The sequence below is a fragment of the bacterium genome, assembly GCA_021372535.1.
Taxonomy (GTDB): domain Bacteria; phylum Latescibacterota; class Latescibacteria; order Latescibacterales; family Latescibacteraceae; genus JAFGMP01.
In genome coordinates this window covers 1-6,742 of record JAJFUH010000235.1, presented here as the reverse complement: position 1 = coordinate 6,742, position 6,742 = coordinate 1, and the positions used below count along the sequence as shown (strand labels likewise).

The following is a 6,742-nucleotide window of genomic DNA, read 5'->3' as shown; positions in this document are numbered from 1 at the left end:
TGTTTTGTTGCTGTCAAGGGCATGTAAATTGGTACTTCGTGCCGACCCTTGACAGCCATAATTCAGACATGTAGAGTTTTTCACCACGCTTCTAAAGGGGGCAAGGGAAATTGGTGCAACTTCTGTAGTTTCCTGCCCCCGGTACGGGGGAAGGTGTCACGAAGTGACGGAAGGGGGCTTTTTTTCCCCGCAGTAAACTGCGAAGAATTCTTTGATTAAAAAAAATATACCAATCACTCATACGTATATTATACTATGAAAAAAACCGGCTTATTCAAAAAAGGGTATAATTCTATCCGATACAGTCCTTCATTTTTAACATTATCAGGGAGTATGTCATGAGAAACGACCGATACACACGACGTGAATTTACCGCACGAAGCGCTGCTGTTATATCGGCTGTCGGCTTCGGGAGTTTCATCCCCCCGGAAAAAAGCCAGGCTGCCGAAAAACAACCGAAAACGGCCCCGGTCGGACTGCAGCTCTATACGTTGAGAGAGTTGACCGAAAAGGATTTCACCGGAACGCTCAAAAAGGTTGCGGCAATCGGGTATGACGGCGTCGAATTCGCGGGTTACGGCGGATTGTCCGCGGTGGAGCTCAAAAAGCTCATCGACGATCTCGGTTTGAAGTGCGCGGGTACTCACGAGGGATTCGAAAATCTTGAAAAGAAGCTCGATGAGACTATCGCATTTAACGCGGGTATCGGCAGTTCATTTATCATCTGCCCTTCGATGCCTGGCGAATGGCGTGATAAAGGCGCCGAGGGCTTCAAGGCTTTCGGGGAGCGCATGAATAAAATCGGAGCCGCCGTAAAAAAAGCCGGAATGCAGCTCTGCTATCACAACCACAATTTCGAGTTTAAAAAGGAAAACGATAAATTCCTTATCGAATACCTTTACGAGACCGCCGATCCGGAGCTGGTCAAGGCGGAAGTCGATGTGTACTGGGTTCAGTTCGCGGGGGAGAATCCTGCTGCCTTCATCCGTCGTTATGGCAAGCGCTGTATTCTCATTCATATGAAGGACATGGCCGATGACGCCGACAGAAGCTTCGCCCCGGTGGGAACAGGTGTGCTCGATATGAAAAGCATTGTCAGGGCCTCAAAGGAGGCGAATGCGGCATGGTTCATCGTCGAACAGGACCGGACGAAACGGCCGCCCCTCGAAGCTGTCGGGATCAGCCTGAAGAATATGAGGACTTTGCTCAAATCGTGAGGATTTTGTACATATTTTCCGGCTTCTCATATTTCATGTTTTCCCCGTAATCGATCAGGTGATGGATAAAAATCGGTGAGATTCTGTGTTTTCGTTGCATTTCTCATGGTGTTTTCATGTGCCGGCGCCGTGTTGGGCGAAAACGACCGGTTCGTAACGATTTCCGGCGCATCGTATCGTGTTACCGATGGCAGAACCGGTATTCCGGTGACCGTTACGGTCGGTTCGTTCAGTATCGCGAAAACCGAGGTCACGCAAAAAGAATTCGCGGATATCATGGGATACAATCCCTCATATCACCGGGGGCCGGATTTTCCGGTCGAAACGGTGAGCTGGTGGGAAGCTGTCCGGTACTGCAACCTGAGAAGCGTCCGCGAAGGGCTCGCACCCTGTTACGATCTTTCCACGGGGGAATGCAATCTCGCACAAAACGGGTACCGGCTCCCGACCGACGCCGAATGGAGCCTCGCCGACAGCACCGAAACCGTGTATACTCCCGAAACCGTTCACCGCTACGGGAACATCGGTTCCTCCAACACGAAAAACATACCGGAACTCATGCAGGCATTACAGAAGAATACCACACAGAAACCCGGAAGCTTCCTGCCCAACGCCCCGGGGCTGTACGACATGACCGGCAATGTCTGGGAATGGTGCTCCGATTTTGACAATCCTGTCGATAACGTCCCGATCCCCCTCCATAATCCACAGGGTCCCTCACGGGGCACCGAGCGGATACTGCGCGGCGGCTCGTTCATGAGCATGGTCAACAGTTGGAGCAGAGGATTCCGGTCATCGATGAAACCCGAGCATAAAAGCCGTTTCACCGGCTTCAGGGTATGCAGGAGTATCGCGGGAAAGGCCGCAGCGCCGGAATTCGATGAAATTTCCTGGTTCGAGTCCTACAACAGGGCTCCCGAAGGATTCGCCGGTTCTCTGGGAAATCTTGTCTCGCTCGTTAAGGACGGCAAAGGCGGAACCATTCAGTCGGTTCCGCAATGGCAGGAAAAGAAAAAGCCGATCCGCGCCCGATGGGAAAAGCTCTTAGGCACAATCGATGAAACCCCGCCCGAACCGTCGGTCATCCCGATAGAAACATTCGAGGAGGAGGAGTACACCGGCAGGCTCATGTATCTTCAGGTGGAGTCCGGCTTCCGTGAAAAAATCTATGTCATGATTCCCCGCAAACCTCTCGTTACACCGACACCGGTGGTCATCACACCGTATTACGATGTCGATGCGCCTGCCGGAAAGAACATGGGCGGGAGATCGTATTCTCCGCCCGGTGTACGGTCATTTGCATACCTCATGATACAGCAGGGCTGTATCGCGGTCGCCGTACGCTGGTTCGGCGAAAGTTACGGCGAGCAGTACGGGGAGGCGGTCGCAGAGCTGAAACTCCGTCACCCCGGCCTGTCCGGGCTCGGTAAATGGGTCTGGGACGCCGGGCGGGTAATCGATTACATTTATACGATGCCCGAGGCGGATCATGCACGCATCGGCATAATCGGTCATTCGCTCGGCGGGAAGATGGCGCTCTATGCCGCTGCCATGGATGAGCGGATCACCGCGGTTGTTGCCTCCGAGCCGGGAATCGGTTTAACCTTCACCAATTATGATGACTTCTGGTACTTCGGTGATTATATTCGAAATATCGATCCGTCCACCGACCAGCATGAACTGCTCGGCCTGATCGCGCCGCGCCCGTTTTTACTGATCGGCGGGGACGATTCCGACACCGACAAGAGCTGGTATTACATCAACGCCGCCCGCGAGGTGTACGGTATTTACGGAAAGCCGGGGAATATCGGGTATTACAACCATCGAACCGGGCACTCCCCCACTCCCGAGGCTGTGCGGCTGTCGATCGAATGGCTGAACCGATTCCTTGCACCCGATATGAACCGGTAATACCGGGTTGCGTTCGAAAAGGCACTATACTCAGCCGAAGTGATCCTGATAGAGTCAAAATATGTGATCCCCCCTGCCTTCCGGCATCCCCCTTTTTTAAGGGGGGAAAAATGGGTCACCTAACCCTTTGTTTCATAAGGGAAAAACGGCAAAGCCGAGGGGTATCAATAATGCAAGTTGATTCAAAGATACTACTGGATATTACGCTTTAATCTGTTATTCCCATTGTACCTCAACACTCAATAAAAGGTATTTCCATGAGAATTGTTGCCGACGAGAATATCCCCTATGCCCGCGAAGCCTTTTCAGGACTCGGCGATGTGACCCTTGTCCACGGCAGAAACATCCCCTCGCTCAGGAACTGCGACGCGCTGATCGTCCGCTCGATAACGAAGGTCAATGAAGCCTTGCTGGCAGGCACACCGGTTCGTTTTGTCGGCACATCGACCATCGGATACGATCATATCGACCGTGAGTATCTGGAGACTCACGACATCGGTTTCGCGAGCGCGCCGGGCTCGAATTCAAACTCTGTCTCGGAATATGTCACTGCGGCGCTGCTCGTCTACGCGCACGACAGAGGCATCAGGCTCGAGGGGAAATCCATCGGCGTCATCGGTATCGGAAATGTCGGGAGCAAGGTCGCCCGAAAGTGCGCGGAGCTCGGCATGACCGTGCTCAAAAACGATCCCCCGCTGAAGGATGCGACCGGAGACCCCGCTTTTCTGCCGCTCGAAGAGGTGCTCACGGCTGATTTTATCACGCTCCATGTACCGCTCGTGAAAGACGGCAAATATCCCACCTTTCACATGGTCAACAGGGATTTCACCGACGCCGTCCACGGTGTGCTCATCAACAGCTCCCGAGGCAGCGTCGTCGACGAGACAGCTCTCCACGGCGCGCTCGGCAGAAACATAGAAGCCGCGATTCTCGATGTGTGGGAGAACGAGCCGCACATCGACCGCAGCCTGGCGGAAAAGGTTTACGGGACGCCGCATATCGCGGGTTATTCCTTCGACGGGAAGGTCAACGGGACACAGATGATGTACGATGCGGTATGCAGGCATTTCGGAATAGAGCCGACATGGAAAGCCGCCGGGGTCCTGCCTCCCGGAAAGCGTATAACCTGCTCCGGAGCGCATGATGAGGACTGCATCCGCGATGCTGTCCTTCAGGTGTACGATATCCGTAAGGATTTCGCGACATTCCGGCAGTCCATGGCCGAATTCGACCGTCTGCGGAAAGAATATCCCGTGCGTCGAGAGTTTCCGACCACCGAGGTAGTTCCCGGAGAGTGCAGCTCCGCCGCTGAAAAGCTGCGCGGGCTCGGATTTGTGGTGGTTTGATAAAAACAGGCAGAAGGGGAAAAAACAGGCACAAGGCACAAGGCACAAGGCACAAGGCACAAGGGGAAAGACCTGTAGCCTGTAGGGACAGGTCGCGACCTGTCCTCGTCATAATTAATTATTAAATACAAATCCTTGTATATCCATGTTAATTCGTGGTTTATTAAATTTTATGAATAAATCGTTTTGACTGTATAACCCCTATAACGGAGACGAACGATGAGCACACAATCGCGCAGAACATTTCTCGGAACCGCCCTCGCCGCAGGCGCACTGACAGCCGGATGCGCAAAGGCAAAGCCGAAGGTCAAACTCCCCGAATTCCGCGACAAGGCGCCGGATGGTCCCCTGCTGAAAGCGGCGCTTGTCGGATGCGGAGGACGAGGCACAGGCGCGGCGATCAATTTCCTCAAAGCCGGACCGAACCTTCAGGTGACCGCTATGGCGGATACGTTCAAGGATCGTATCGACGAAGCGCGCAAGAAGATTCAGGAGGAAACGGGGCAGGTCGTTCCCGAGGAAACCTGCTTTGTCGGGTTCGATGCCTACCAGAAAGCGCTCGACTCCGGCATCGATGTCATGATCCATGCGACTCCGCCTCATTTCCGTCCCATGCATTTCGCCGCCGCTGTCAAAGCGGGCAAGCATGTGTTCATCGAAAAACCGGTGGCTGTCGATCCTGTCGGGGTGAAATCGGTCATCGAGACCGCCGGGCTGGCAAAAACGAAGGGCCTGGTCGTCGTATCCGGCACCTGCTACCGTCACCAGCGGCAGGTGATCGAGACATACCGCCGTTTTCTCGACGGCGCAATCGGGGATGTCCTCGCCGCCCGGTGCTACTTCAATGTCGGTCAGCTCTGGTACCGTGAGCGTCAGGAGGGCTGGTCGGACATGGAATGGATGATCCGCGACTGGGTCAACTGGTGCTGGCTCTCAGGCGACCACATTGTAGAGCAGCATGTTCACAACCTCGACACCATCAGCATGTATCTCGGCATGCACCCCGTCAAGGCAGTGGGTTTCGGCTCCCGTCAGCGCCGTGTCACCGGCAACCAGTACGACAATTTCGCCGTCGATTTCGAGTACGAAAACGGGCTCCACCTCTCCAGCATGTGCCGTCAGATCGACGGGTGCACCAACAATGTCTCGGATTTCCTCGTGGGTACGAAAGGCGCGACCAACTGCCATGACACCATCTACAACCGTGACGGCTCCATTGCATGGAAATTCGAGGTCAAGAAGGAAGAAAAAGATCCGAAGGCCAAGGAAAGCGAAAAAGAACCCGTCATCTCGATGTACGACCAGGAGCACATCGACCTCGTCACCGCCATCCGCACCGGCGAACCGGTCAACGAAATCGTCGCAACCGCCGAATCGACCCTGATGGGAATCATGGGCCGTATTTCCGCATACACCGGCAAGGAGACCACCTGGCAGGAAATGCTCGATTCCGACCTCAGGCTCGGCCCCACCGAATACGCCATGGGTCCCGCCCAGATCGACACGACCATCCCGGTACCGGGAGGACCAAAAGGGTAAAAAAAGCAGGCACAGAGGGACAAAGAGGCAAAGGGACTGAGTGAGACCCCCCTCTGCTCCCGCTGCGTCGGCGCGCAGCGCGGCGAGTCGCCGTGTCCCCCCTATAAAGGGGGGATGTCCGGAGGACAGGAGGGTCAATGCTTTTTCCTCTTTGTCCCTTTGTCTCTCTGTCCCTTTGCCACTGTTTCTTATCAATTTCTCACCCATTCGTCGAAATCGAACTGAGCGCCGTTGATGATCCTGAACCGGCTCGAAAGCCCGTTGGGATTGGTGCGGGACGCCCAGTTCTTGCCCTTGACAATGGTGAGCGCGCCGGGCTTCATGGAGAGGTAGAGCCGCGGCTTTTCGAGGGTGGCGATGCCTCCGCGCCCGATGCCGGTGTTGAGGTTCTTCTGGAGGGCGATGACCGCGATGCCCTTTCTGAGACGGTCGAAGACAGCCTTTATCTGCCCGCCGAGACGGTAGAAATCCTCGTGGATTTCGAGGTAATCGATGATGTTGACCGCATCCGGTCGGATAACATCGGCGAAATTCGTGCTCCGCTCGCGGGGGTTGAACCGCCAGTCATCGAGGGCGACATCGCGGAAATTCGAGAGCCGTTTCCGGAACTCTGCGGCGCCCATCTCCGAGGTGAAGTAGTGGATGTCGTGACGGGCCATGTTCATGCGGACTACATTGAGGAGGTAGGCGGTCTTGCCTGCGTTCGGCTCACCTGCGATGACCACGACA

The 6,742-nt window shown here is 54.9% G+C and carries 5 protein-coding genes; 4 read left to right on the top strand and 1 reads right to left on the bottom strand.

Annotated elements, in window-relative coordinates; all coding sequences use genetic code 11:
• The first annotated feature begins 338 nt into the window (after positions 1 to 338).
• The 4 genes from LLG96_20470 (at position 339) to LLG96_20455 (ending at position 6,013) form a co-directional block, all read left to right on the top strand.
• A complete protein-coding gene (locus tag LLG96_20470) occupies positions 339 to 1,217 on the top strand; it encodes a sugar phosphate isomerase/epimerase (GenBank protein ID MCE5252585.1) in 879 nt (292 codons plus the stop codon).
• A gap of 75 nt (positions 1,218 to 1,292) precedes the next feature.
• Entirely contained in the window at positions 1,293 to 3,128 is a 1,836-nt protein-coding gene (locus LLG96_20465) for an SUMF1/EgtB/PvdO family nonheme iron enzyme (protein MCE5252584.1), read from the top strand.
• A 257-nt stretch (positions 3,129 to 3,385) separates the two neighbouring features.
• Positions 3,386 to 4,474: a 4-phosphoerythronate dehydrogenase gene (locus LLG96_20460; protein ID MCE5252583.1), complete on the top strand. Its 1,089-nt coding sequence runs from the start codon at positions 3,386 to 3,388 to the stop codon at positions 4,472 to 4,474.
• Positions 4,475 to 4,693: 219 nt separating this feature from the next.
• Complete coding sequence (locus LLG96_20455) at positions 4,694 to 6,013, top strand: Gfo/Idh/MocA family oxidoreductase (protein ID MCE5252582.1); 1,320 nt, start codon at positions 4,694 to 4,696, stop codon at positions 6,011 to 6,013.
• A 191-nt stretch (positions 6,014 to 6,204) separates the two neighbouring features.
• Here the strand turns inward: LLG96_20455 and LLG96_20450 are convergent.
• A partial coding sequence (locus LLG96_20450; protein ID MCE5252581.1) for a hypothetical protein occupies positions 6,205 to 6,742 on the bottom strand: 538 nt, incomplete at its 5' end.

What these genes read in the sequence shown, in the direction of transcription:
- LLG96_20470 (MCE5252585.1), top strand. Translation starts at nt 339, where the DNA reads ATGAGAAACGACCGATACACACGACGTGAATTTACCGCACGAAGCGCT.
- LLG96_20460 (MCE5252583.1), top strand. Translation starts at nt 3,386, where the DNA reads ATGAGAATTGTTGCCGACGAGAATATCCCCTATGCCCGCGAAGCCTTT.
- LLG96_20455 (MCE5252582.1), top strand. Translation starts at nt 4,694, where the DNA reads ATGAGCACACAATCGCGCAGAACATTTCTCGGAACCGCCCTCGCCGCA.